This is a genomic window from Luteimonas soli (assembly GCF_042648865.1).
Taxonomy (GTDB): domain Bacteria; phylum Pseudomonadota; class Gammaproteobacteria; order Xanthomonadales; family Xanthomonadaceae; genus Luteimonas; species Luteimonas soli.
Genome location: NZ_JBHRYA010000003.1, coordinates 332177 through 355838, shown reverse-complemented (window position 1 = coordinate 355838; position 23662 = coordinate 332177). Strand labels below are relative to the sequence as shown.

The following is a 23662-nucleotide window of genomic DNA, read 5'->3' as shown; positions in this document are numbered from 1 at the left end:
CCACAAAAGAAGACAGGCTTGCTTATACCGCGTCGGAGCGTTTGGAACCCGCCTCGAGCCCCGACTTCAGGCTGGCCTCGACGAACTCGTCCAGGTCGCCGTCGAGCACCTTCTGCGTGTCCGAGCGCTCGACACCGGTGCGCAGGTCCTTGATCCGGCTCTGGTCGAGCACGTAGTTGCGGATCTGGCTGCCCCAGCCGATGTCGGACTTGTTGGCTTCCAGCGCGTCGCGTTCGGCGTTGCGCTTCTGTACCTCCAGTTCGTACAGCTTCGCCGCCAGCATCTTCATCGCGGTGTCGCGGTTCTGGTGCTGGCTGCGGCCGGTCTGGCAGGCGACCACGGTATTGGTCGGGATGTGGGTGATGCGCACCGCCGACTCGGTCTTGTTGACGTGCTGGCCGCCGGCGCCGGATGACCGGTACACGTCGGTCCGCAGGTCGGCCGGGTTGATGTCGATCTCGATGCTGTCGTCGACTTCCGGCGACACGAACACCGAGGTGAAGCTGGTGTGGCGGCGGTTGTCGGAGTCGAACGGTGACTTGCGCACCAGCCGGTGCACGCCGATCTCGGTCTTCAGCCAGCCGTAGGCGTACTCGCCCTCGACCCGGAGCGTGGCCGACTTGATGCCCGCCACTTCGCCGCCACTGACTTCCATCAGCTCGGTCTTCCAGCCTCGGTGCTCGGCCCAGCGCAGGTACATGCGCAGCAGCATCTCGGCCCAGTCCTGCGCCTCGGTGCCGCCGGCGCCGGCCTGGATGTCGACGAAGGCGTTGGCCGAGTCCATCTCGCCGGAGAACATGCGCTGGAACTCCAGCTTGTCGACGCGACCGGCAAAGTCCTCGACGTCGCTGACCACCGCGTTGGCGGTGTCTTCGTCGTCCTCGGATTCGGCCAGGTCCAGCAGTTCGCCCGCGCCGCCGAGGCCTTCGGTCAGCTCGCGGATGCCGTTGACCGTCTTGTCGAGCAGCGACCGCTCGCGGCCCAGCGCCTGGGCGCGTTCGGGGTCGTTCCAGACGTCCGGGTTTTCCAGCTCGCGCTCTACTTCTTCCAGGCGCTCGCGCTTGGTGTCGTAGTCAAAGAAACCCCCTCAGCGCATCCAGCCGACCGGTCAGGTCGGCGATGCGCTGGCGCACGGGATTGAGTTCGATCATGGATGGCTGCAACGTGGAAAAAGGCCGTGAATTCTAGCAGGCCGGCCCCTGCCCGGCCTACGCCGTCGCCGCGGGCGTGCCGAGCCGCGCGCGTAGTGCGTCGCGGTGGCGCCGGCTGCACGGCAGCGCCGTCCCGTCCTGCAGGTGCACGCGCGCGTCGCCGCTGTCCAGCGGCTCGATCGAGGCCACCGTGTCCAGGTTGACGATGTAGCTGCGGTGGATCCGCACGAAGCGATCGGGATCGAGCTGCGCCGCGATGCCGGCGATCGTGCTGCGCAGCGGGTAATCGCGCCCGCGCACCCGCAGGTTGACGTAGTTGCCGGCGGCCTGCAGCCATTCGATGTCGCTGGCGGCGACGAGGAATTCGCGGCCCAGCTTGCGGACCAGGAAGCGCTCCGGCCGAACCTCCTGCCCGGTCGCCGATCCGTCGTCGGGCGGATCGAGCAGCCGCGCCTCGCCCTGAAGCCGGCGCCAGAACCAGCGGTAGCCGTGGTCGACGATGACGATCAGGGCGAACGTTCGGGCGTCCTTGAGGTATTCGTAGGCGAACCTGCGCAGCCAGTCCTCGATCTCGTAGTGCTCGCCCAGCAGCAGGTAGCCGGCCTTGCGCACCAGCACCATGCCGACCACGTGCACGATCGACCACGCCACGCTCGCGCCCAGGTACAGCGGCAGGCGGCGACGCCAGGTGTCGGCGTGCATCGGCCAACGGCTGCACAGCGTCAGCAGGCCGGGCAGCAGCAACAGTGACACCAGCGCGCTGCTGCCTTCCCACAGGGCCGGTTGCCACGCCGGCAGCACGTGGCCGTCGCGCTGCGCGTCCATGAGGGCGACCATCGTGTTGGCGATGGCGGGAATGGCGAAGGCGACCACCCAGAATGCCACCTCGATCCCGCCCTGCCAGGGCAGGTAGCGTCGCCAGGGTTCTTTGGCACGCGCGTGCCCGGATGCCTGGTTCATCCGCGCATTCTAGGGGCGCGGGCTGGTTCGACGGCCACGGCTCGTCCCTCAGCGCCCGCGACTCGTCCCTGCATGCCCCGGACCCGGCACTTCGCGCGCCCGGCTGGCGCGTCGCGACGGCAGCCTGTCCGCTCCACCGCTGCCATTCATCGCCATGCCTCGCCGCCACGACATCGACGCACTGCGCGTCATCGCCTTCGGGCTGCTCATCGTCTACCACGTCGGCATGGTGTACGTCGCCGACTGGGGCTTCCACGTCAAGAGTACGTACCAGTTCGAATGGCTGCAGTGGCCGATGATCGCGCTCAACCGCTGGCGGATGCCGTTGCTGTTCATGATCTCCGGCATCGCGCTGGGGCTGGCGCGGATCGACCACGCACCGTGGCGCTTCGCCGCGCGGCGCTGCTGGCGCCTGCTGCTGCCGCTGGTGTTCGGCATGTTCGTGGTGGTCGCGGTACAGGCCTATTGCGAAGGACTCGCCAACGGCCGGTTGGCACCGGGCTTCGGGGCCTTCCTGCTGCGCTACTGGCAGCTGCGCCCGTGGCCGCCGGGCAGCTTCACCGGCGCCGAGTTCGGCATCACCTGGAACCACCTGTGGTACCTCGCCTACCTGTGGCTCTACACGATGCTGCTGGTGGCACTGCTGCCGCTGCGCCGGCTGCGGGCCGCGCGGTGGCTGGCGGGCTGGCGCTGGCCGACGTGGCTGCTGCTGTCGCTGCCGGTGGCGTGGCTGGCCATGTGCCGGCTGGTGCTGGCGCCGCGGTTCCCGGAAACCCACGCGCTGTTCGGCGACTGGACGGTGCATGCGCAGTCGCTGCCGCTGTTCCTCGCCGGCTACGCGATCGCCGGCAACGCAGGCTTCTGGCAGCGGATCCGGGCGCTGCGCTGGCCGATCCTGGCGATCGCGCTGGCCTGCATCGCGATCGAGCTGACGATCCGCGCCGGCGGTCGCTACCTGCCGCCTGACGCGTCGATTCCGATGTGGATCCCGTGGGCGGAGATCGAACGCATCGCCCGCGCGGCCTACACGTGGACGGCGCTCCTGGCGATCTTCGGCTGGGGCCAGGTGCTACTGGACCGCCGCTTCCGCTGGCTGCCGTACTGCACCGAGGCGGTGTACCCCTGGTACATCCTGCACCAGAGCCTGATCGTGCCGCTGGCGTTCTGGTTGTCTCCGCTGCAACTCGGCCCGGTGCTCGAGCCCGCGCTCGTGCTGGGCGGCACGGTGGGCGGCTGTCTGGTGCTGCACGAACTGGTGATCCGCCGCACGCCGATCCTTCGGCCACTGTTCGGGCTCAAGCGCAGTCGCGCGGTGGCTGACGGCGTGACGGCCCCTGCGCGATCGATCGCCTGAGCGGTCGCCCACGCGCTGCAAGCCGATCCCGACCGCTGGCTGCCCTTCGCTTCGTCACTCGAAGCCGCGTGCTCAGCCAGCCGGTTCGCGGTGCACCACGACCAGCTGGATGGCGTCGCCGCCGCGATAATCGTCGGGTGCGAGGCGGTAGGCGATGCGCACGCGTGGGGCGGGCGCCGTGCCGCGCCAGCCGCCGAATTCGATCGCCTGCAGGCGCAGGCCCGGCAGGCCGAGTTCGAGCTTGAGGTGCTGTGTGCCGACCGGCCGCCACGACAGCACGTCGAACTCGCCGTCGAACAGCGGCTCGGGGAAGCCCTGCCCCCACGGCCCGCCGTCGCGCAGGACACGTGCGTTGTGGATGTGGAAGGCGTCGGCCGGCAGTTCGCCGTCGCTGGCGATGGTTTCGTGCAGCGATTCGGGTGCGATCATCGCGGTGGCGGCCTCGAGGAAGGCGGCTTCGAACGCCTCGAAATGCACCTGCGGCAGGCTCAGGCCCGCGGCCATCGCGTGGCCGCCGAAGCGGTCGATCAGGCCGGGCCGCGCCGCGTCAACGCGCGCGAGCGCATCGCGGACGTGGAAGCCGGGGATCGAACGCGCCGAACCGCGCAGCAGCGTGCTTCCGGGCTCGCTGGGCGCGAAGGCGATCACCGGTCGGTGCAGGCGCTCCTTCAGCTTCGATGCGACCAGGCCAACGACGCCCGGATGCCACTGCGCGTCGAACAGGCAGTGGGCGACGCCCGGCGTGGTGGCGACATCCGGCACGATCGCAAGCGCTGCCTCCGCTTCGCCGACCATCTGCTGCTGCACGGCGCGGCGCTCGGCGTTGATGCGGTCGAGCAACGCGGCCAGTTCGCGTGCCTGCGCGGGGTCGTCGCAGAGCAGGCATTCGATGCCCAGCGCCATGTCTTCCAGCCGGCCGGCGGCGTTGAGGCGCGGCGCGATGGCGAAACCGATGTCGGCCGCGCCCAGGGTTTCGGCGCGGCGTCGCGAAACTTCGATCAGCGCCTGCAGGCCGGCGCAGCCCTGCCCCGAGCGCAGGCGCCGCAGGCCGGCGGACACCAGCGCACGGTTGTTGGCGTCCAGTGGCACGAGGTCGGCCACGGTGCCGACTGCGACGAGGTCCAGCAGCGTCGCCAGGTCCGGGCCGCCCCCATCGAAACCGCCGGCGTCGCGCAACTTCCGGCGCAGCGCCAGCAGCACGTAGAAGATCACGCCGACGCCGGCCAGCATCCTGCTTCCGAAGCCATCGCCGGGCTGGTTGGGGTTGACGATCGCATCGGCGGGCGGCAACGCGTCGCCCGGCAGGTGGTGGTCGGTCACCAGCACCTGCCAGCCGTGTGCCTTTGCCGCGGCGATGCCCGCGTGGCAGGCGATGCCGTGGTCGACGGTGACCAGCAAGTCCGGCTGCAACGGAGCGAGTTCTTCCACCAACGCCGGCGACAGCCCGTAGCCGTGCACCATCCGGTTGGGCACCGCGTGCGACACGCGCCTGGCGCCAAGCATGCGCAGTCCGCGCACGGCGACGGCGCAGGCGGTGGCACCGTCGCAGTCGAAGTCGCCGACGACGAGGATGTGCCGGTCGCCACCGATGGCGTCGGCGAGCAGCGCGGTCGCTGCGTCGAGGCCGAGCAGGCCGTCCGGCGGCAGCAGGTCGGCCAGGCGCGGCCGTGCGCTGGCGTGGTCGTGCGCGCCGCGGGCGCTGTAGATGCGACGCAGCAGCAGCGGGATCGAATCGGGCCAGTCGTCGCCAACGCTGCATTCGCGCCGCAGGATCGTCCGCGCGCGGGTCATGCGTCCAGCCGCGGTTGCGGCTTGCGCCAGAAGCGCCAGCGCTGGCCAGGCGTGAACGACCAACTGCGGCCATCCGCGAGATCGAGGACCAGCTGCCGCAACTCGCCGCGCGCGAGCGCTGCGCAGGCCGGCGACAGCCAGTCGCGTTCGAGCGCGGCGAGGTCGCGCGCTTCGTGCAGATCGAACATTTCGTCGCCGGATTCGAGGCCGAACACCGCAGGCAACGGTCGGGCAATCCCGGCCGCGTCGGCGAGCGCGAGTGCGATCTCGTCGCCCGAGCGGAGCGCTGCATGCGCAGGGCGCACCGCGTCTGGGAGCACGCCGCCGCCCCAGAACCACAGCGAGTTCACCGGCGGCCTGCCCTGTTCGGCACGCTGCGCGTTGCGGGGATGGTTGTGCAGCACCACCTGCGCCTCGCCGAGCAGCACGCGCCAGCGGCGCCCCTCGCTGCCTTCGGCGAGGTGGTCGAACAGGTCGGCGCCGAGCGCGTCGCCAGGCTCGGCGAACGCCGGCAGTTTCGCGCCCGGCGGCAACCGCAGGTACCAGCGCGACGGATGCGGTGCGTCGATCGGGAAGCCGGCATCGCCGAACAGCGGCCGCAGCGCCGGCAGGAACGCCGCGCGATCCTCGTCGTCCATGCCCAGCGCAGCACCGATGGCGAGCAGCCGCGCGCCGTTGATGTCGGGACGCACGTACGAAGGATCCGCGCGCAGCCAGGCCGAGCCCGCCGCATCGCCCGCATCCATCTGCCGCGTGAGCGCAGCCATCGGCCAATGGTCCGGCGTCAGCTGGAAATGCCGGCGCAGCTGTGCGCGGCGGCCATCACCGCCGCCTTGCGCGCGGTCGGCGCGGCCGAGCATGCGAGCAACATCGGCGCCCGCCTGCTGGCCACCGAAGCGCTTGGCAGCCGGCAGCAGGAAGGTCGCCCGGGCCATGTCAACCGACGTAGCGGACTTCGACGATCTCGAACTCGCGGGTCCCGCCGGGCGCCTCGATCGTCACCTCGTCGCCCTCGTGCTTGCCGATCAGCGCACGCGCGACCGGCGACGAGATCGCGATCTGGCCCTTCTTGATGTCGGCTTCCAGGTCGCCCACGATCTGGTAGCGCTTTTCCTCGCCACTGTCGGCATCGGCCAGCAGCACGGTGGCGCCGAACACGATGCGGGTGCCGGCATCGAGCGCGGTGATGTCGATGACCTGCGCATGCGACAGCTCGCCCTCGAGCTGCTTGATGCGGCCCTCGATGAAGCCCTGCTGCTCGCGCGCGGCGTGGTACTCGGCGTTCTCCTTCAGGTCGCCGTGCGCACGCGCCTCGGCGATCGCGTTGATCACCGCCGGGCGCTTGACCGACTTGAGTTCTTCCAGCTCCGCGCGCAGGCGCTGCGCGCCCTGGGTGGTCAGTGGTGCTCTCATTGCTTCCTCAATTCCTGGTGCAGTTCCTGCAGCGCCCAGACCGGGCCGCTGCCACGATATTCCAGAGAATGCAGCAAGGCCCTGGCGCCGGCAATGGTGGTCGAATAGGTCACGCCCTGCTGCAGCGCCTCGCGCCGGATCGAGAACGAGTCGGCGATCGCCTGGCGCCCCTCGGTGGTGTTGACGATGTAGGCGATCTCGCCATTCTTGATCAGGTCGACGATGTGCGGCCGGCCCTCGGCCACCTTGTTGACGTGCGCGCACTCCAGCCCGTTCTCGCGCAGCCAGGCGGCAGTGCCCCCGGTGGCCACCAGCGAGTAGCCACGCTCGACCAGCTCGCGAGCGACCGTCAGCACGCGCGGCTTGTCAGGGTCGCGCACGGAGATGAACGCCTTGCCGACCGGAGGCGTGCGGATGCCGGCGGCCTCCTGCGCCCGCGCGAACGCAGCGCCGAAGCTGCGGCCCACGCCCATCACCTCGCCGGTGGAGCGCATCTCCGGCCCGAGGATCGGGTCCACGCCCTGGAACTTGGCGAACGGGAAGATCGCCTCCTTCACGCAGTGGTAGTCGGGCACGACTTCCGCGGTGACGCCCTGCTCGGCCAGCGTCATGCCGGCCATGCAGCGCGCCGCGATCTTGGCCAGCGGCTGCCCGGTGGCCTTCGACACGAACGGCACGGTGCGCGAGGCGCGCGGATTGACCTCGAGCAGGTAGATCACGTCCTCCCCGTCCTCGCCCACCTGCACCGCGAACTGGGTGTTCATCAGCCCGACCACGTCCAGCGCACGCGCCAGCGCGACCACCTGTTCGCGCAGCCGCGCCTGGGTGGCGGCCGACAGCGAGTACGGCGGCAGCGAACAGGACGAGTCGCCGGAATGCACGCCGGCCTCCTCGATGTGCTCCATCACCCCGCCGATCAGCACCGCGCCGGTCTTGTCGGCGATGACGTCGATATCGACTTCCACGGCGTTGTCGAGGAAGCGGTCGAGCAGTACCGGCGAGTCGTTCGAGACCTGCACCGCGTCGCGCATGTACTTGGCGAGGTCCGCGTCGGCATGCACCACTTCCATCGCGCGGCCGCCGAGCACGTAACTGGGGCGCACGACCAGCGGGTAGCCGATCTCCCCGGCCAGCGCCAGCGCCTGTTCGGCGCTGCGCGCGGTGCGGTTGGGCGGCTGCTTCAGGCCGAGGTCGTCGACCAGGTGCTGGAAGCGCTCGCGGTCCTCGGCCAGGTCGATCGAATCAGGCGAGGTGCCGATGATCGGCACGCCATTGGCCTCCAACGCGCGCGCCAGCTTGAGCGGCGTCTGCCCGCCGTACTGCACGATCACGCCCCTGGGCTTCTCCAGCGCGACGATCTCCAGCACGTCCTCGAGCGTCAGCGGCTCGAAGTACAGGCGGTCGGAAGTGTCGTAGTCGGTCGAGACCGTCTCCGGGTTGCAGTTGACCATGATGGTCTCGTACCCGTCCTCGCGCAGGGCGAGCGCGGCATGCACGCAGCAGTAGTCGAACTCGATGCCCTGCCCGATCCGGTTCGGCCCGCCGCCGAGCACGATGATCTTGTCGCGGTCGCTCGGCTCGGCTTCGCACTCGTCCTCGTAGGTCGAGTACAGGTAGGCGGTGGTGGTGGCGAACTCGGCCGCGCACGAGTCCACCCGCTTGTACACCGGCCGGATGTCGAAGGCGCGGCGCAGGGCGCGGACCGCTTTTTCGTCGGTCTGCACCAGCTGCGCCAGGCGCGCGTCGGAGAAGCCCATGCGCTTGAGCCGGCGCAGGCGCTGCGCATCGAGCGCGGCGACGCCGGCGGCGGCGACTTCGGCCTCGGTGGCCACCAGCTCCTCGATCTGGTCGAGGAACCAGGGATCGACGAACGACAGCCCGAACACGTCCTCCACCGACATCCCGGCGCGGAACGCATCGGCCAGGTGGAACACGCGCTCCGGCCCGGCTTCCTTCACCTCGCGGCGCAGCGCCGCCAGGCCGTCCTCGCTGCCCAGGTCCAGGCCGGTGGGATCGAGCCCGACCTTGCCGGTTTCCAGCCCGCGCAGCGCCTTTTGCAACGATTCCTGGAAGGTGCGGCCGATCGCCATCACCTCGCCCACGGACTTCATCTGCGTGGTCAGGCGCGAGTCGGCCTGCGGGAACTTCTCGAACGCGAAGCGCGGGATCTTGGTGACCACGTAGTCGATCGTCGGCTCGAACGACGCCGGCGTAAGCCCGCCGGTGATCTCGTTCTTCAGTTCGTCCAGCGTGTAGCCCACCGCCAGCTTGGCCGCGACCTTGGCGATCGGGAAGCCGGTGGCCTTGGACGCCAGCGCGGACGAGCGCGATACGCGCGGATTCATCTCGATCACCACCACGCGCCCGTTCTGCGCGTTGATGCCGAACTGCACGTTGGAACCGCCGGTATCGACGCCGATCTTGCGCAGCACGGCGATCGAGGCGTCGCGCAGGCGCTGGTATTCCTTGTCGGTCAGCGTCTGCGCCGGGGCGACGGTGATCGAGTCGCCGGTGTGCACGCCCATCGGGTCGAAGTTCTCGATGCTGCACACGATGATGCAGTTGTCCGCGGTATCGCGGACCACCTCCATCTCGAACTCCTTCCATCCCAGCACCGATTCCTCGACCAGCACCTCGTGCACCGGCGAAAGCTCGAGGCCGCGCTTGACGATTTCCTCGAACTCCTCGACGTTGTAGGCGATGCCGCCGCCGCTGCCGCCGAGCGTGAACGATGGCCGGATGATGGTCGGGAAGCCCACCCGCGACTGGATGTCCACCGCCTGTTCGTAGCTCTTCGCGACCTCGGCTTTCGGGCACTCCAGCCCGATCTCCGCCATCGCCACCCGGAACAGCTCGCGGTCCTCGGCCATGCGGATGGCCTCGCGCTTCGCTCCGATCAGCTCGACGTCGTACTTCTCCAGCACGCCGTTGTCGGCCAGGTCCAGCGCGCAGTTGAGCGCGGTCTGCCCGCCCATCGTCGGCAGCAGCGCGTCGGGCCTTTCCTTGGCGATGATCTTCTCGACCGTCTGCCAGTTGATCGGCTCGATGTAGACCGCGTCCGCCATCTCCGGGTCGGTCATGATCGTGGCCGGGTTGCTGTTGACCAGCACCACCCGATAACCCTCGTCGCGCAGCGCCTTGCACGCCTGCGCGCCCGAGTAGTCGAACTCGCAGGCCTGGCCGATGACGATCGGGCCGGCGCCGATGATGAGGATGGTCTTGAGGTCGCTGCGCTTGGGCATTGCTCGATGTTCCGGAAGATCAGGGAATCAGTGGATCAGGGGGTTTGCGCGGTCGCCTGCTTGTCGCCGATGTGTTTGCCGAAGAAGGCGAGCATCTTCGTGTACAGGTTCACGTTGTTGTCGATGTCGCGGAAGCCGTGCGCTTCCTTCTTCTCGACGACGATCTGCTCGGGCTTCTTGCCCACCGCGGCCATCCGGTCGACAAGCTCGTGCATGTTCTTGATCGGCACGCGCTCGTCCTTGGCGCCGTGGACGAGCATGACCGCCGCCTTGATCCGGTCCACGCCATAGATCGGTGACTGCGCGTGGCGCTCGGCGGCCGATTCCGGGTACACGAGGTTGAGGTAGCTGCGGCCGTACTCGGATTGCGCGGTATCGCTGTTACGGCGCTGTACGTCCAGGTCGTAGACGCCGACGTAGCCGACCGTGCAACGGTAGAGGTCCGGTTCCCGCACCGCGCTCATCAGCGCGGCGTAGCCGCCGTAGGAGGCCCCGTAGATGCACACCCGCGCCGGGTCCGCGATGCCCTGGGCGACGGCCCATCGCACCGAGTCGGTGAGGTCGTCCTGCATCGTCGTGCCCCATTTGCGGTAACCGGAGAACTCGAAGCGCGAGCCGTAACCGCCGGAACCGCGATAGTTCATCTGCAGCACGGCATAGCCGCGATTTGCCAGCAGCTGGACCTCGGGATTGAAGCCCCACTCGTCGCGCGGGCCATGCGGCCCGCCGTGGGGATTGACGATGAGCGGCAGGCCCTTGCCGTCGCTGCCGGCCGGCACGGTGAGGTAACCGTGGATGACCAGGCCGTCGCGGGTCTTCACGCTTACCGGCTTCATCTGCGACATCTCGTCGGGCTTGATCCATTCCATCGAGGAGAGCAGGAAGCGGGCCTGGCCGGCCTTGCGGTCGAACAGGTACACCTGCCCCGGGTCGCGGTCGCTGTAGACGTGCATCAGCACGCGGTTGCCGTCCTCGGAGATGCCGCTGAACGCCACCACCTTGCCGGGGAATGCCTTCACCAACCCGGCGAACAGCGCGGTTTCCGGATGGTCGGGGGCAATGAAATCCCAGTACGGGATGCCGTCGTCGTAGCGAACCGCCAGCAGGGTCCTGTTGTCACTGCTCCAAAGCAGCCTGCTCGGGTCCACGGTGCCGTTGCGCGACACCTCCTTGCCTTCACCGGTCACCGGGTCGATCCGCCACAGCGACTGCGCCCGACCTCCAGGGCTCTTGAGTACGAACGCCTGCTTGTCGTCGGCCGAGAAGCCAACCGGCAAGAAGGAAAGGCCCTCGAACGGCGCGCCCTTCTCCACCAGGCTCCAGCTTTCGCCATCCCTGCGATAGGTCGCTTGCGACCCGTCGTTCATCACGCCATAGGCGTATCGCACGTTGGCCTGGTGGTCGACGAGGAAGCTCCCGGAATCCAGCGGGCTGGAAGCGACCCGGGTGATCTTGCCGTTGTAGACGTTGAGCTTGAACAGGAAGGAGTTGTCGATCGAACGCGTGACCAGCACCGAATCGCGCTCGCCCGGCAGCGTATCCACGATCCCGTAGAAGTTGCCGTGCGGGATCACGATACGGCTGCTTCCGTCGATGTCCGACGCGTACAAGTCGCGCAGGCCGACCTGGAAGTCGAAACGCCCGGTCTTGAAGCTCGTCGCGTACAGGAGGCGTTCGTTGTTGGCCCAGGTGACCCGCTGGAAATAATAATCCTTGCCATAGTCCCAGCTGCCGACCACGCTCTTGTCGTCGACCTTGAGCACCACGAGCAGGCTGCGGTCGCTGCGCGGCATCACCACCGCGATGTGCTCACCGTCGGGGGAAAGCAACACGCTCTCGAATTCGGCGTCCTTGAAAAAGTCCTTGATCGGCACTTCCCTTGCCGTGGCGACCCCGGAAAGGATCAGCAGCAGCAGAATTGCAAGCAGGTGTCGCATTGGTGGTCTCCCCTTTGAATTCGTGCACAAGCCTTGTTGCGTTAAGCCATGGCGTAGCAGGCAGAAGCGCGGCTTCAATGCGCGCCGGCCCGCATCGACTCGATGAAGCGATCGAACAGCGGTCCCACGTCATGCGGTCCCGGGCTGGCTTCCGGATGCCCCTGGAAACTGAACGCCGGCGCGTCGGTCAACTCAAAGCCCTGGTTGGACCCATCGAACAGCGAGCGGTGGGTGACGCGGGCGTTGGCAGGCAACGTGGATTCGTCGACCGAGAAGCCGTGGTTCTGCGAAGTGATCATCACCCGGCCGCTGTCGAGGTCGATCACCGGATGGTTGGCGCCGTGATGACCGAACTTCATCTTCTGCGTGGTCGCGCCGATGGCGAGGCCAAGCAGTTGGTGGCCCAGGCAGATGCCGTACAGCGGGATCTTCTTCGCCAGGAACTCGCCGATCGCGGCGATGGCGTAGTCGCACGGCTGCGGGTCGCCGGGGCCGTTGGACAGGAAGATGCCGTCGGGCTTGAGCGCCAGTGCTTCGGCCGCGGGCGTCTGCGCCGGCACCACGGTCACGTCGCAGCCGCGCTCGGCGAGCATGCGCAGGATGTTGCGCTTCACGCCGTAGTCGTAGGCGACGACCCGGTATTTCGGTTCGGCCGTGGCGAACCGGCCGCTGTCGAGGTCAAGCCGGCCATCGCGCCACGGGTACGCGCTGCGCGTGCTGACTTCCTTCGCCAGGTCCATGCCGCCCAGGCCGGGGAACTTGCGCGCGGCCTCGATCGCCTTGTCTGCATCGATGTCGCCGGCCATCAGCGCGCCGTTCTGGGCGCCGCGGTCGCGCAGCAGGCGGGTCAGCTTGCGGGTGTCGATGTCGGCGATGGCGACGATGCCGCGTGCGCGCAGCCATTCGGGCAGCGAACCTTCGCTGCGCCAGCTGCTGGGCCGGCGCGGCACGTCGCGCACCACCAGGCCGGCGGCCCAGGCCTGCGCCGCCTCGTCGTCCAGCGCGGTGCAGCCGGTGTTGCCGATGTGCGGGTAGGTCAGCGTGACGATCTGGCGCGCGTAGGACGGGTCGGTGAGGATTTCCTGGTAGCCGGTCATGGCGGTGTTGAACACCACCTCGCCGACCGACAGGCCGGGCGCGCCCACGGAAATTCCCTCGAACACGGTGCCGTCTTCGAGCGCGAGGATTGCGGATTCTGTCACGGGGATCGCCTACGTCGGGTTGCAAAAAACCACCGACTCGGTGCGTCACCGGCCGGAGGCGAGAGGTATCAGGCGAGCGGGAATGATACCGGCGCGGACCGGACAGCGCCAGCGCCCGGAGCCCGCCTACACTGGCCGGATGACGCTGGCGCCGTACTGGATCCATACCCTGTTCGAGATCGCGGCCTATTCGCTGGGCTTCCGCCTGTACCTGCGCGAGCGGCGGCGCCAGGCCCTGCCCGCCCTGGTCTCACGCGAACACGCGATCGCGGTGGCGGTCGGCGCGATCATCGGCGCCGCGCTGGGCAGCAAGCTGTCGTACTGGCTCTACGACCCGGCCTACGCCTTCGCCGGATTCCCGGATTGGCGCCATTTGCTGGAGGGCAAGTCGATCATCGGCGCGCTGCTGGGCGGCCTGTGCGGGGTGGAACTGGCCAAGCGCCTGGACGACGTGCGCGGTTCGACCGGCGATGCCTTCGTGATGCCATTGATCGCCGGAATGTGCATCGGCCGCATCGGCTGCTTCCTTGCCGGGCTCGACGACCACACCTACGGCAATCCCACGTCGCTGCCGTGGGGCGTGGATTTCGGAGACGGGATCCCGCGCCATCCCACGCAGCTGTACGAGATCGCGTTCCTGCTGGCCTGGGGCGGATGGATCGCGGCGCGCTGGCCGCGGTTCGAGCGCGAAGGCGATCGCTTCCGCGCCTTCCTCGCCGGATACCTGGCCTACCGATTGCTGATCGAATGGATCCGGCCGATCCCGCTGCATTACCTGGGACTGTTCTCGGGGCTGCAACTCCTGTGCATCGCCGGCCTGCTCTACTATCGACGCGACCTTCCACGAATCTCACGGACACTGGCATGGGCGCGAAGGTAAGGCCGTACCTGTTCTACGACAGCGCCGTTTCGGTGTGCTCGACCTGCCTGCGCCGGGTCGAGGGCAGCATCCTGTTCAAGGATGGCTGCGTCTACCTGGATAAGTGGTGCCCGCAGCACGGCCGCCAGCGCGTGCTGCTCGCCGACGACGTCGACTACTACCGCCTGTGCCGCGAGCGCTTCATCAAGCCGCCGGAACTGCCGCAACGCTTCAACACCGAGCGCCGCTGGGGCTGCCCCTACGACTGCGGCCTGTGCCCGGAGCACATGCAGCACAGCTGCCTGACCCTGGTCGAGGTCACCGACCACTGCAACCTGCGTTGCCCGATCTGCTATGCCGACTCCGGCCCGCACCGGCCCGGCTTCCGCGACCTGGCCACGATCGAACGGATGCTCGACGCGGTGGTCGCCAACGAGGGCGAGCCGGACGTGGTGCAGATTTCCGGTGGCGAGCCGACCATCCATCCGGATTTCTTCGCCATCCTCGACGCCGCCAAGGCGCGACCGATCCGGCACCTGATGGTGAACACCAACGGCCTGCGGATTGCGAAGGATCCGGCGTTCGTCGCGCGTTTGGCCGGCTACATGCCGGGGTTCGAGCTGTACCTGCAGTTCGACTCCCTGCGCGACGAGGTCCACCAGGAGCTCCGCGGCGCGCGCCTGCGCGAGATCCGGCTGCGGGCGCTGGAGGCGCTGAACCGGCACGACATCTCGACCACGCTCGTGGTCACGGTGAAGAAGGGACTCAATGACGGCGAGCTGGGCGAGATCATCGAGTTCGCGCGCACCCAGCCCTGCGTGCGCGGCGTGACTTTCCAGCCGATCCAGAACGCCGGCCGCACCGAAGGCTACGACGCGGCGCGCGACCGGCTCACGCTCACCGAGGTCCGCCGCGGCATCCTCGAGCAGTGCGACCTGTTCCGGGCCGATGACCTGATCCCGGTGCCCTGCCATCCCGACAGCCTGGCGATGGCGTATGCGCTCAAGCTCGGCGAGGACTTCGTGCCGCTGACCGGGCTGGTGCCGCCCGAGGTGCTGATCGAGGGCGGGCGCAACTCGATCGTGCTGGAGAAGGACGAAGGCCTGCGCGACGCGGTGTTCAAGCTGTTCGCCACCAACCATTCGCCGCAGTCGCAGGCCGGCTCGCTGGCCGAACTGCTGTGCTGCCTGCCACAGGTGCAGGCACCTGAGGGGCTGGGTTACCGCAACGTGTTCCGGGTGCTGATCATGGCTTTCATCGACGCCGAGGGGTTCGACCTGCGCTCGGTGAAGAAGAGCTGCGTGCACATCGCGCAGCCGGACGGAACGATCGTGCCGTTCGACACCTTCAACCTGTTCTATCGCGACGACCTGCGACAGAAGCTGGAGCAACTGCGCGCCATGGTCGACGCCGGCAACGCGATGGAGGCAAGCGCATGAGCGACGAGCAGACGCCCTACACGCCCCCGCAGGCGCCGCTGTCCGGGCGTGCACCCGCCCCGGCGGGTTCCGATCCACGCGGCTCGCTGGGTGCCGGCATCGGGCTGTTCTTCGCCTGCCTGGTCGGGGGCGGCCTCGTTGCGTGGATCCTGCGCATCGCCATCCTGGCGGCGGTGCCGGACTGGACCTATGCCGGGCCGATGTTCGCCATCCCGGCGCTGCTGCCGTGGCTGGCCGCGCTGGTGCTCGGGCTATGGCTGGCTTCGCGCGGCCGCACCCGGACTGCGCTGGGAATCCTGGTCGGATTCGGCCTGCTGGCCGCCGTGGTCCTGCTGCTGGTGGCGGCCTGCTTCGGGATCGTGGCCGGGATGGGCGGGTTCAGCTGAAGCGCGCCGCCGCGCTTCAGGCCAGCATGTCCCGCAGCCGGTAGACGCCTGCCTCCCGCCCGGCGAGCGCCAGTGCGGCGTGCAGGGCGCCGCGGGCGAAGATGTCGCGGCTGCCGGCCCGGTGGACCAGCTCGATGCGCTCGCCGGCGGTGGTGAACTGGACAAGATGCTCGCCGACGATGTCGCCGGCCCGGAGGCTCGCGTAGCGCGGCTGCGCGCCGGCCTTTTCCGCCGCAGCGCCCAGCGCCAGCGCGGTGCCGGAAGGCGCATCGAGCTTGCGGGTGTGGTGCATTTCGACGATGTCGCAGTCCCAGCCGTGCAGCGTCCCGGCGGCGCGTTCGACCAGCTCCTCCAGCAGGGCCACGCCGAGGCTGAAGTTTGCCGACCACAGCACGCCGATGCGGGCGCCCGCGTCCTGCAGGGCCGCGTGCTGCGCCCCGGACAGGCCCGTGGTGCCGGAAACCAGCCCCGCATCGCGCGCCAGGCAGGCGGCGAGGATCGCGTCGAAGCCGGGAGGCAGGCTGAAGTCGATGGCGACGTCGAAATCCGGGGCGCCGCCCAGCTCGGTCGCGGAAAAATGCGGGACCCCGTCGATCACGCGCTGGGAAGGCTGGCTCGCCGACACGGCGGCGACCACGCGGCAGTCGTCGCGCTCGCTGCACAGCCGCAGCAGTGCCTGGCCCATGCGGCCGCCGGCGCCGTGGAGCAACAGTCTGGTGGGATTGCCCATGCGGGCAGGCTAATCGGGGGGCGGGTGCGCGACAAGCCTGCCGTCACAAGGGGCGTTCTTTTGTAGGAGCGGCGGAAGCCGCGAGCTTTTGCCTGGCCCCTCCTCCTGCGAAGGCAGGGGGAGGCTGGGAAGGGGTGCCCACGGTTCGAGCTGATCCAAAAGGCACCCCTCCCCAACCCGTCCGGCCCGCCAGCACAGCTGGCGTGCGTTCGTCGGCGCGCGAGCCAATGGCTCGCAGGCGCGCCTCCTCACCCCCTGACTTCGCAGGGGAGGGAGCAAAAGCCGCGGCTCAGGAAACCATCCGGTCCCAGAAGCCCTTCACGCCGTCGAAGAACGTGCTCGACTTCGGCGAATGCCTGCGCGCACCGTCGCCGACGAAGGTGGCTTCGAACTTGTCGAGCAGTTCGCGCTGCTCGGCAGTCAGGTTGACCGGGGTTTCGACCACCGCCTTGCAGTACAGGTCGCCGGTGCTGCGGCTGCGCACGGACTTGACGCCCTTGTCGCGCAGGCGGAACACCTTGCCGGTCTGCGTTTCGGCGGGGATGCGGATTTCCGCTTCACCGTTGAGCGTCGGCACACGCACGACATCGCCGAGCGCGGCCTGCGAAATCCTGATCGGAACCTCGCAGTGCAGGTCGTCGCCGTCGCGCACGAAGATTTCGTGCGGTCGCACGCGCACCTCGACGTACAGGTCGCCGGGCGGCGAGCCCGGCGGGCCGGCCTCGCCTTCGCCGGTCAGGCGGATGCGGTCGCCGCTGTCGACGCCGGCCGGCACCTTCACCGACAGGACCTTTTCTTCCTCCACGCGACCCGCGCCGCGGCATTCCGGGCACGGGCTGCTGAAGGTCTGGCCGCGTCCGTGGCACTGCGGGCAGGGCTGCTGCATCGAGAAGATGCCGCGCTGGAAACGCACCTGGCCGCGACCGTGGCAGGTTTCGCAGGTATCGAGCTTGCCGTCCTCGGAGCCGGTGCCCTTGCACGGCTCGCACTCGGCCAGGGTCGGGATCTCGATCCGGCGCTCGATGCCGGCCACGGCTTCCTCGAGGTCGAGCTCCATCACGTAACCGACGTCGGCGCCGCGCCGCGGCCCGCGCGCGCCACCACCGCCACCGAAGATGTTGCCGAAGATGTCGCCGAAGATGTCGCCCATGTCGGCGTAGCCGCCGGGGCCGCCACCGCCGCCACCCATGCCGTGCTCGAACGCGGCGTGTCCGTGCTGGTCGTACATGCGGCGCTTGCCGCCGTCCGACAGCACCTCGTACGCCTCCTTGCACTCTTTGAACGACTCGATGGCGCTGGCGTCGCCCGGGTTGCGGTCCGGGTGGTATTTCATCGCGCAGCGGCGATAGGCCTTCTTCAGCTCATCGTCGCCGGCGTCGCGGGAAACCCCGAGGACCTCGTAGTAGTCGCGCTTGCTCATGAATCGCACATTCCCTTCGTGGAACCGCCCGCGTCAACCGGCCGTGGCCGGTCCGACGCGGGCAGCTGACCCATCGGCGCAAGGCCGATGGATAACGACTACTTCTGCTCGTCGTCCTTGACTTCGGTGAACTCTGCGTCGACTACGTCGTCACCCTTCGGTGCTTCGCCGCCCGCATCGCCCGCGGCACCAGCGTCGCCCGAAGGCTGCTGCGCGGCGGCCACGGCCGCGAACAGCGCCTGCGCGGCTTCCTCCAGCGGCTTGGACTTGGCCTCGATCTGCGCCTTGTCGTCGCCCTTCATCGCGGTTTCGAGCTCGGCGATCGCGCCCTCGACGCGGCCGATCAGGTCGCCCGGTACCTTGTCGCCATTGTCCTTGATCGCGCTGCGCGCGCCGTGGATCAACGCGTCGGCCTGGTTGCGGGCGGTGACCAGCTCCTGGAACTTCTTGTCTTCCTCGCGATGCGTCTCGGCATCGCTGACCATGCGCTGGATCTCCTCGTCCGACAGGCCCGAGCCGGCCTTGATCTCGACCTTCTGCTCCTTGCCGGTCTTCTTGTCCTTGGCGGTCACGTGGACGATGCCGTTGGCGTCGATGTCGAACGACACTTCCACCTGCGGCATACCACGCGGGGCAGCGTCGATGCCGGTCAGATCAAATTTTGCCAGCGACTTGTTGTAGCGGGCCTGCTCGCGCTCGCCCTGCAGCACGTGCACGGTCACCGCGGACTGGTTGTCCTCGGCGGTCGAGAACGTCTGCGAGGCCTTGGTCGGCACCGTGGTGTTCTTCTCGATGATCTTGGTGAACACGCCGCCCAGGGTCTCGATGCCCAGGCTCAGCGGGGTCACGTCGAGCAGCAGCACGTCCTTGACGTCGCCGGCCAGCACGCCGCCCTGCACCGCGGCGCCGATGGCGACCGCTTCGTCCGGGTTGACGTCCTTGCGCGGCTCCTTGCCGAAGAACTCGGCCACCGCCTGCTGCACCTTCGGCATGCGGGTCTGGCCACCGACCAGGATCACCTCGTTGATGTCGCTGGCGCGCAGGCCGGCGTCATTGAGCGCGGTGCGGCACGGCTCGATGGTCTTCTTGACCAGATCCTCGACCAGCGCCTCGAGCTTGGCCCGGGTCAGCTTGATGTTCAGGTGCTTGGGGCCGGAGGCATCGGCCGTCACGTACGGCAGGTTGACCTCGGTCTGCTGCGCGCTCGACAGCTCGATCTTGGCGCGCTCGGCCGCGTCCTTCAGGCGCTGCAGGGCCAGCGGGTCCTTGCGCAGGTCGATGCCCTGGTCCTTGTTGAACTCGTCGACCAGGTAATCGATGACGCGCTTGTCGAAGTCCTCGCCGCCGAGGAAGGTGTCGCCATTGGTCGACAGCACCTCGAACTGCTTCTCGCCGTCGACGTTGGCGATCTCGATGATCGACATGTCGAAAGTGCCGCCGCCCAGGTCGTACACGGCGATCTTGCGGTCGCCGCCTTCCTTGTCCAGGCCGTAGGCCAGCGCGGCCGCGGTCGGTTCGTTGATGATGCGCTTGACGTCGAGGCCGGCGATCTTGCCGGCGTCCTTGGTCGCCTGGCGCTGCGAGTCGTTGAAGTAGGCCGGCACGGTGATCACCGCTTCGGTGACCGTCTCGCCCAGGTAGGCTTCGGCGGTCTTCTTCATCTTCTCGAGGATGCGCGCGGAGACTTCCTGCGCGGACAGCTTCTTGCCGTCGCTGGTCGCGACCCAGGCATCGCCGTTGTCGTGCTCGACGATCTGGTAGGAGACCAGGCCGATGTCCTTCTGGACTTCGGCGTCGCTGAACTTGCGCCCGATCAGGCGCTTGACCGCGTAGAAGGTGTTCTTGGGGTTGGTGACGGCCTGGCGCTTGGCGGACGCGCCGACCAGCACTTCGCCGTCCTTGGTGTAGGCCACGATCGACGGCGTGGTGCGATCACCCTCGCTGTTCTCGATGACCTTGGCCTTGCCGCCGTCCATGATCGCCACGCACGAGTTGGTCGTGCCGAGGTCGATGCCGATGATCTTTGCCATTGTTTGGTTCCCTCTCGGAATTGCCTGGATTGCTTGTCTGGGTGGGCGGCCGGGCCGCCCGATAAACGCTATCTGGGGTCGCGGGCCGGCGGTTCAAGCGCCGCGCCGGCGGCCGTGCGGCGGCGGGTCAGTCGCCCTTGGCGACTGCCACCAGCGCCGGGCGCAGCAGCTGCTCGTGGAGCATGAAGCCCTTCTGGAAGACCTGGGCGACCGCGTGCGGGGCGATGCCGTCCGCTTCGATCACGCTCATGGCCTGGTGGTGGTCGGGGTTGAAGGCGTCGCCCGGCCCGGGTGCGATCTCGACCAGGCCGTTGTTCTCGGCGACGCGGCCGAGCTCGCGCAGGATCAGCACCACGCCGTCGCGCATCGGGTCCGCGGCCGGGGCGTTGGCCAGCGCGGCTTCGAGGCTGTCGAACACCGGCAGCAGGTCGCCCAGCAGCTGCTTGTTGGCGAAGCGGCAGGCATTGCGCACGTCGCGCTCCAGCCGCTTGCGCTGGTTCTCCAGGTCGGCGTGCTCGACCAGCGACTTGGCGCGGAGCTGTTCGAGCTCGCCCTTGAGCTGTTCGACCAGCTGGTCGGTTTCGATGGTGGCGTCGTTGCCGAAGGCATCGCCAGCGGCCGGAGTGGTGACGTCGTCTTGTTCTGGATGCATGGTCATCGGGGTCGGGAAGTCCTGGTGGCGGTTGCCGTATCGGCGCCGGGCGATCTCCCGGCGCGGGTCCGCGTACCGATGTAGGGGCCGGGGCCGGAAACCCAACCCCGGCAGGCGCGAAGGGCGAGCCTTCAGGGGCTTCGGCTCACCCCACCCGTTCGGCCATGGTCCGCGACAGCGCCTGGGCGGTGGCCTGGACGGTGGTGATGACGCGGTCGTAATCCATGCGCGTGGGCCCGATGACACCCAGTACGCCCAGCACGCGCCCGTCGCTGGCGTACGGGGCGGCGATCAGGCTGCACTGCTCCATCGAGGTCACGCCCGACTCCTCGCCGATGAACAGGCGCACGCCGTCCGCGCGCAGGCAGCCTTCGAGCACCTGCAGCAGCTCGCTCTTGCGCTGGAAGGCCTCGAAAAGCTCGCGCAGGTGCTCGATGTCGGCCAGGCCCTGCGTCCCGCCCATGAGCTTGGTCTGGCCGCTTACCAGCATGTCCTCGCCGTCGCCCGGCTGCAGGGTGGCCTGCGCCAGCGCCACGGTGGCGGCCATGCGCTTGTCCACTTCGCGCCGCTCGTGGTCGAGCTCGCCCACCAGCCGCTCGCGGATCTCGGCAAGGCCGAGGCCGGCGTAGTTCTGGTTGAGGTAGTTGGCGATCCATTCGAGTTCGCTGGCCGACAGCGGGCGCGGCATTTCCACGGCGCGGTTCTGGATCTCGCCGTCCGTGAACACGAGGATCGCAAGCACCCGGCGCTCGTCCAGGCGCACGAAGTCGATGTGGCGGAAGGCGAAGCGGTCGCGCCGCGGCACCGTGACCAGGCCCACGAAACGGGAGATGTCCGACAGCCGCGAAGACGCCTCGCGCAGGACCTCCTGGGTGGACGCCTGCGCGGCCAGGCCCTCGTGGATCAGCTGGATCTGCCGCTCCTCCGGCGACCGCCACTCGATCAGGCTGTCGACGAACACGCGCAGCCCGCGCGCGGTGGGGATGCGGCCGGCCGAGGTGTGGGGTGCGGCCAGCAGGCCAATTTCCTCGAGGTCGGACAGGATGTTGCGGATCGTGGCCGGGCTGACGTCGAGCCCGGCGTGGCGCGCCAGGGTCTGCGAACCGACCGGCTGGCCGTCGCGGATGTAGCGCCCGATCAGTGCGCGCAGCAGCTGCCGCGTGCGCGGGTCGAGGCTGTCCTGGTTGTCGATCCTGCGGGCCATGGCCTTGATATATGTCCCCGGCGACGCGGGCGCAAGCGGTTGCGGGAAATCCCGCGGCCGGGCGGCGGGCGTCTCACCGCCTGCAACGACGACCGGCTATCAAGCGGACCGGCATCGCGCCACCCCTTGGTCATTGCCCCCGGCCCACTGCACAATCCGCACGCATGCTCACCCATCTCGCCATCCGTGATTTCGCCGTCGTCACGGCGGCCGAACTCGAATTCGGTGCGGGCCTGACCGTCATTTCCGGGGAAACCGGCGCCGGCAAGTCGCTGCTGGTCGACGCCTTGGGCTTCCTGTCAGGCCAGCGCGCGGACAGCGGCATGGTCCGCCACGGCGCCGAACGCGCGGAGCTGCACGCGGAGTTTGACCTGGCCGCCTCCGACGATGCGCGGCAGTGGCTGCGCGAGGAGGAATTCGACGACGGCGACGCCTGCCAGCTGCGCCGCACGCTGCGCGCCGACGGCGGCTCGCGCGCGTGGATCAACGGCCGGCCGGCGACGCTGTCGCAACTGGCTGCGCTGGCCGGACGGCTGGTCGAGATCCACGGCCAGCATGAACACCAGGCGCTGCTGTCCAGGCCCAGCCAGCTGGCACTGCTTGACGCCTTCGGCGGGCACGACGCACTGCTGGCCGCGGTTTCCGGCGCCGCGCAGCGCTGGTCCGCCCTGCTGCGCGAGCGCGACACCCTCACCCGGGCACGCGAAGGCCGACCCGGCGACGTCACCGAGCGCGGCGAATGGCTCGAACACCAGCTCGCCGAACTCGACCGCGAACCCATCGACCCGGCCTCGATCGCCGACCTCGACGCCTCGCACCGCCGCCAGGCCCACTCGGCCGGGCTGATCGCCGCCTGCGACAGCGCCCTCGCCCGCCTCGACGGCGACGATTCGGCAGCCCTGCCGCGGCTGCTGCAGCAGCTGCGCGGCGAGCTGGTGCGGATGCACGAACACGAGCCGCGCCTGGCCGAAGTGGACGCGATGCTCGATGCCGCCGCGATCCAGCTCGACGAAGCCGGGTTGCTGCTCGAACGCGTCCGCGCCGACCTCGACGTCGACCCGGTGCAACTCGACGAACTCGAGCGGCGGCTTACCCGGCTGCACGAACTGTCGCGCAAGCACCAGGTCGCGCCCGAAGGACTCGAGGCGCAGCGTGACGCGCTGGCGGCCGAGCTCGACTCGCTCCGCAACGCCGCCGTGCGGCTGCAGGCGCTCGACGGCGAGATCACCGCGGCCGGTGACGGCTGGCGCAAGGCCGCCGAAGTCCTCGGCAAGGCGCGCACCAAGGCCGGCAAGGCGCTGTCGAAGGCCACCACCGCGTTGATCACCGAGCTCGGCATGGGCGGCGGGCATTTCGAGGTCGCACTCGAGCCGGCCGAAACCGGACGCCCCGATCCGCAGGGCGCCGAGCGTGTCGAATTCCTTGTGTCGGCCAACGCCGGGCAGCCGCCGCGACCGCTGCGCAAGGTGGCGTCAGGCGGCGAACTGTCGCGCATCTCGCTGGCGATCGAGGTCGCCGCGCTGGGTCACGATGCGGTGCCGACGATGGTGTTCGACGAGGTCGATTCGGGCATCGGCGGCGCCACCGCCGAGATCGTCGGCCAGAAGCTGCGCGCACTGGGCCAGTCGCGGCAGGTGCTGTGCGTGACCCACCTGCCGCAGGTCGCCGCACAGGGCCACGCGCACTACCGGGTCAGCAAAGCCGCCAGCGACGGCGTCACCCAGAGCGCGGTGCAGCAGCTCGATGCCCGGCAGCGCCAGGAAGAGCTGGCGCGCATGCTCGGCGGCGTCGAAGTCAGCACCGAAGCGCGCGCTGCGGCCAGGCGCCTGCTGCGCAACGCCTCGTAGCGCAGCGCCACGAAATCGCCACGTGTCGTAGGTCGGGGCTATGCC

The 23662-nt window shown here is 69.0% G+C and carries 18 protein-coding genes; 5 read left to right on the top strand and 13 right to left on the bottom strand.

What is annotated here, in order from left to right; all coding sequences use genetic code 11:
• Window positions 1-22: 22 nt before the first annotated feature.
• A protein-coding gene (gene prfB, locus ACFONC_RS04920; protein WP_386742601.1) for a peptide chain release factor 2 occupies window positions 23-1151 on the bottom strand; the annotation gives its coding sequence in 2 pieces (ribosomal slippage) (window positions 23-1075 and window positions 1077-1151; 1128 coding nt in all).
• A gap of 57 nt (window positions 1152-1208) precedes the next feature.
• Complete coding sequence (locus ACFONC_RS04915) at window positions 1209-2111, bottom strand: LytTR family DNA-binding domain-containing protein (RefSeq protein ID WP_386742600.1); 903 nt, start codon at window positions 2109-2111, stop codon at window positions 1209-1211.
• A gap of 154 nt (window positions 2112-2265) precedes the next feature.
• On the opposite strand from ACFONC_RS04915, the gene ACFONC_RS04910 reads away from it, so the two are divergent.
• Window positions 2266-3465, top strand: a complete 1200-nt coding sequence (locus ACFONC_RS04910) for an acyltransferase family protein (protein WP_386742599.1) — start codon at window positions 2266-2268, stop codon at window positions 3463-3465.
• Between the two features lie 72 nt (window positions 3466-3537).
• Here ACFONC_RS04910 and recJ read toward each other — a convergent pair whose 3' ends face one another.
• The 6 genes from recJ to carA form a co-directional block, all read right to left on the bottom strand.
• Window positions 3538-5256, bottom strand: coding sequence for a single-stranded-DNA-specific exonuclease RecJ (gene recJ, locus ACFONC_RS04905; protein ID WP_386742598.1), 1719 nt, complete (start codon window positions 5254-5256; stop codon window positions 3538-3540).
• Window positions 5253-6191 (bottom strand): phosphoglycerate mutase, encoded by a 939-nt coding sequence (locus tag ACFONC_RS04900; RefSeq protein WP_386742597.1) that lies wholly within the window; start codon window positions 6189-6191, stop codon window positions 5253-5255. The genes recJ and ACFONC_RS04900 overlap by 4 nt, the downstream gene beginning before the upstream one ends.
• 1 nt (window position 6192) lies before the next feature.
• Window positions 6193-6669 (bottom strand): transcription elongation factor GreA, encoded by a 477-nt coding sequence (gene greA / locus ACFONC_RS04895; RefSeq protein WP_386742596.1) that lies wholly within the window; start codon window positions 6667-6669, stop codon window positions 6193-6195.
• Window positions 6666-9911, bottom strand: coding sequence for a carbamoyl-phosphate synthase large subunit (gene carB / locus ACFONC_RS04890; protein ID WP_386742595.1), 3246 nt, complete (start codon window positions 9909-9911; stop codon window positions 6666-6668). Before carB ends, greA begins: the two co-directional genes overlap by 4 nt.
• A gap of 35 nt (window positions 9912-9946) precedes the next feature.
• On the bottom strand, window positions 9947-11848 hold the full coding sequence (locus tag ACFONC_RS04885; RefSeq protein WP_386742594.1) for a S9 family peptidase: 1902 nt from the start codon (window positions 11846-11848) through the stop codon (window positions 9947-9949).
• Between the two features lie 74 nt (window positions 11849-11922).
• Window positions 11923-13050 (bottom strand): glutamine-hydrolyzing carbamoyl-phosphate synthase small subunit, encoded by a 1128-nt coding sequence (carA, locus tag ACFONC_RS04880; RefSeq protein ID WP_386742593.1) that lies wholly within the window; start codon window positions 13048-13050, stop codon window positions 11923-11925.
• Between the two features lie 82 nt (window positions 13051-13132).
• Between carA and ACFONC_RS04875 the strand changes: the two genes are divergently transcribed.
• The 3 genes from ACFONC_RS04875 to ACFONC_RS04865 are packed head-to-tail and all read left to right on the top strand — an operon-like array spanning window position 13133 to window position 15734.
• A complete protein-coding gene (locus tag ACFONC_RS04875; protein WP_386742592.1) occupies window positions 13133-13930 on the top strand; it encodes a prolipoprotein diacylglyceryl transferase in 798 nt (265 codons plus the stop codon).
• The gene (locus ACFONC_RS04870; RefSeq protein WP_386742591.1) at window positions 13915-15348 is read left to right on the top strand and encodes a radical SAM protein; all 1434 of its coding nucleotides are present in this window, start codon (window positions 13915-13917) and stop codon (window positions 15346-15348) included. The genes ACFONC_RS04875 and ACFONC_RS04870 overlap by 16 nt, the downstream gene beginning before the upstream one ends.
• Window positions 15345-15734: a hypothetical protein gene (locus ACFONC_RS04865; RefSeq protein WP_386742590.1), complete on the top strand. Its 390-nt coding sequence runs from the start codon at window positions 15345-15347 to the stop codon at window positions 15732-15734. The genes ACFONC_RS04870 and ACFONC_RS04865 overlap by 4 nt, the downstream gene beginning before the upstream one ends.
• A 16-nt stretch (window positions 15735-15750) precedes the next feature.
• On the opposite strand, the gene ACFONC_RS04860 is transcribed toward ACFONC_RS04865, so the two are convergent.
• The 5 genes from ACFONC_RS04860 to hrcA form a co-directional block, all read right to left on the bottom strand.
• Window positions 15751-16464, bottom strand: a complete 714-nt coding sequence (locus tag ACFONC_RS04860; protein ID WP_386742589.1) for a 4-hydroxy-tetrahydrodipicolinate reductase — start codon at window positions 16462-16464, stop codon at window positions 15751-15753.
• A 289-nt stretch (window positions 16465-16753) separates the two neighbouring features.
• The gene (dnaJ, locus tag ACFONC_RS04855) at window positions 16754-17884 is read right to left on the bottom strand and encodes a molecular chaperone DnaJ (protein WP_386742588.1); all 1131 of its coding nucleotides are present in this window, start codon (window positions 17882-17884) and stop codon (window positions 16754-16756) included.
• 98 nt (window positions 17885-17982) lie between these two features.
• The gene (gene dnaK / locus ACFONC_RS04850; RefSeq protein ID WP_386742587.1) at window positions 17983-19914 is read right to left on the bottom strand and encodes a molecular chaperone DnaK; all 1932 of its coding nucleotides are present in this window, start codon (window positions 19912-19914) and stop codon (window positions 17983-17985) included.
• 127 nt (window positions 19915-20041) lie between these two features.
• Window positions 20042-20566 (bottom strand): nucleotide exchange factor GrpE, encoded by a 525-nt coding sequence (grpE, locus tag ACFONC_RS04845; RefSeq protein WP_386743067.1) that lies wholly within the window; start codon window positions 20564-20566, stop codon window positions 20042-20044.
• A 145-nt stretch (window positions 20567-20711) separates the two neighbouring features.
• A complete protein-coding gene (hrcA, locus tag ACFONC_RS04840) occupies window positions 20712-21770 on the bottom strand; it encodes a heat-inducible transcriptional repressor HrcA (protein ID WP_386742586.1) in 1059 nt (352 codons plus the stop codon).
• A gap of 164 nt (window positions 21771-21934) precedes the next feature.
• Here hrcA and recN point away from each other — a divergent pair, with 164 nt between their 5' ends.
• Window positions 21935-23617 (top strand): DNA repair protein RecN, encoded by a 1683-nt coding sequence (gene recN / locus ACFONC_RS04835; protein WP_386742585.1) that lies wholly within the window; start codon window positions 21935-21937, stop codon window positions 23615-23617.
• The last annotated feature ends 45 nt before the right edge of the window (window positions 23618-23662 follow it).

Coding starts and splice junctions, on each gene's coding strand:
- ACFONC_RS04870 (WP_386742591.1), top strand. CDS start 13,915: ATGGGCGCGAAGGTAAGGCCGTACCTGTTCTACGACAGCGCCGTTTCG.
- carB (WP_386742595.1), bottom strand. CDS start 9,911: ATGCCCAAGCGCAGCGACCTCAAGACCATCCTCATCATCGGCGCCGGC.
- ACFONC_RS04915 (WP_386742600.1), bottom strand. CDS start 2,111: ATGAACCAGGCATCCGGGCACGCGCGTGCCAAAGAACCCTGGCGACGC.
- ACFONC_RS04865 (WP_386742590.1), top strand. CDS start 15,345: ATGAGCGACGAGCAGACGCCCTACACGCCCCCGCAGGCGCCGCTGTCC.
- ACFONC_RS04885 (WP_386742594.1), bottom strand. CDS start 11,848: ATGCGACACCTGCTTGCAATTCTGCTGCTGCTGATCCTTTCCGGGGTC.
- dnaK (WP_386742587.1), bottom strand. CDS start 19,914: ATGGCAAAGATCATCGGCATCGACCTCGGCACGACCAACTCGTGCGTG.
- grpE (WP_386743067.1), bottom strand. CDS start 20,566: ATGCATCCAGAACAAGACGACGTCACCACTCCGGCCGCTGGCGATGCC.
- recN (WP_386742585.1), top strand. CDS start 21,935: ATGCTCACCCATCTCGCCATCCGTGATTTCGCCGTCGTCACGGCGGCC.
- recJ (WP_386742598.1), bottom strand. CDS start 5,256: ATGACCCGCGCGCGGACGATCCTGCGGCGCGAATGCAGCGTTGGCGAC.
- ACFONC_RS04875 (WP_386742592.1), top strand. CDS start 13,133: ATGATACCGGCGCGGACCGGACAGCGCCAGCGCCCGGAGCCCGCCTAC.
- ACFONC_RS04860 (WP_386742589.1), bottom strand. CDS start 16,464: ATGGGCAATCCCACCAGACTGTTGCTCCACGGCGCCGGCGGCCGCATG.
- greA (WP_386742596.1), bottom strand. CDS start 6,669: ATGAGAGCACCACTGACCACCCAGGGCGCGCAGCGCCTGCGCGCGGAG.
- hrcA (WP_386742586.1), bottom strand. CDS start 21,770: ATGGCCCGCAGGATCGACAACCAGGACAGCCTCGACCCGCGCACGCGG.
- ACFONC_RS04900 (WP_386742597.1), bottom strand. CDS start 6,191: ATGGCCCGGGCGACCTTCCTGCTGCCGGCTGCCAAGCGCTTCGGTGGC.
- dnaJ (WP_386742588.1), bottom strand. CDS start 17,884: ATGAGCAAGCGCGACTACTACGAGGTCCTCGGGGTTTCCCGCGACGCC.
- ACFONC_RS04910 (WP_386742599.1), top strand. CDS start 2,266: ATGCCTCGCCGCCACGACATCGACGCACTGCGCGTCATCGCCTTCGGG.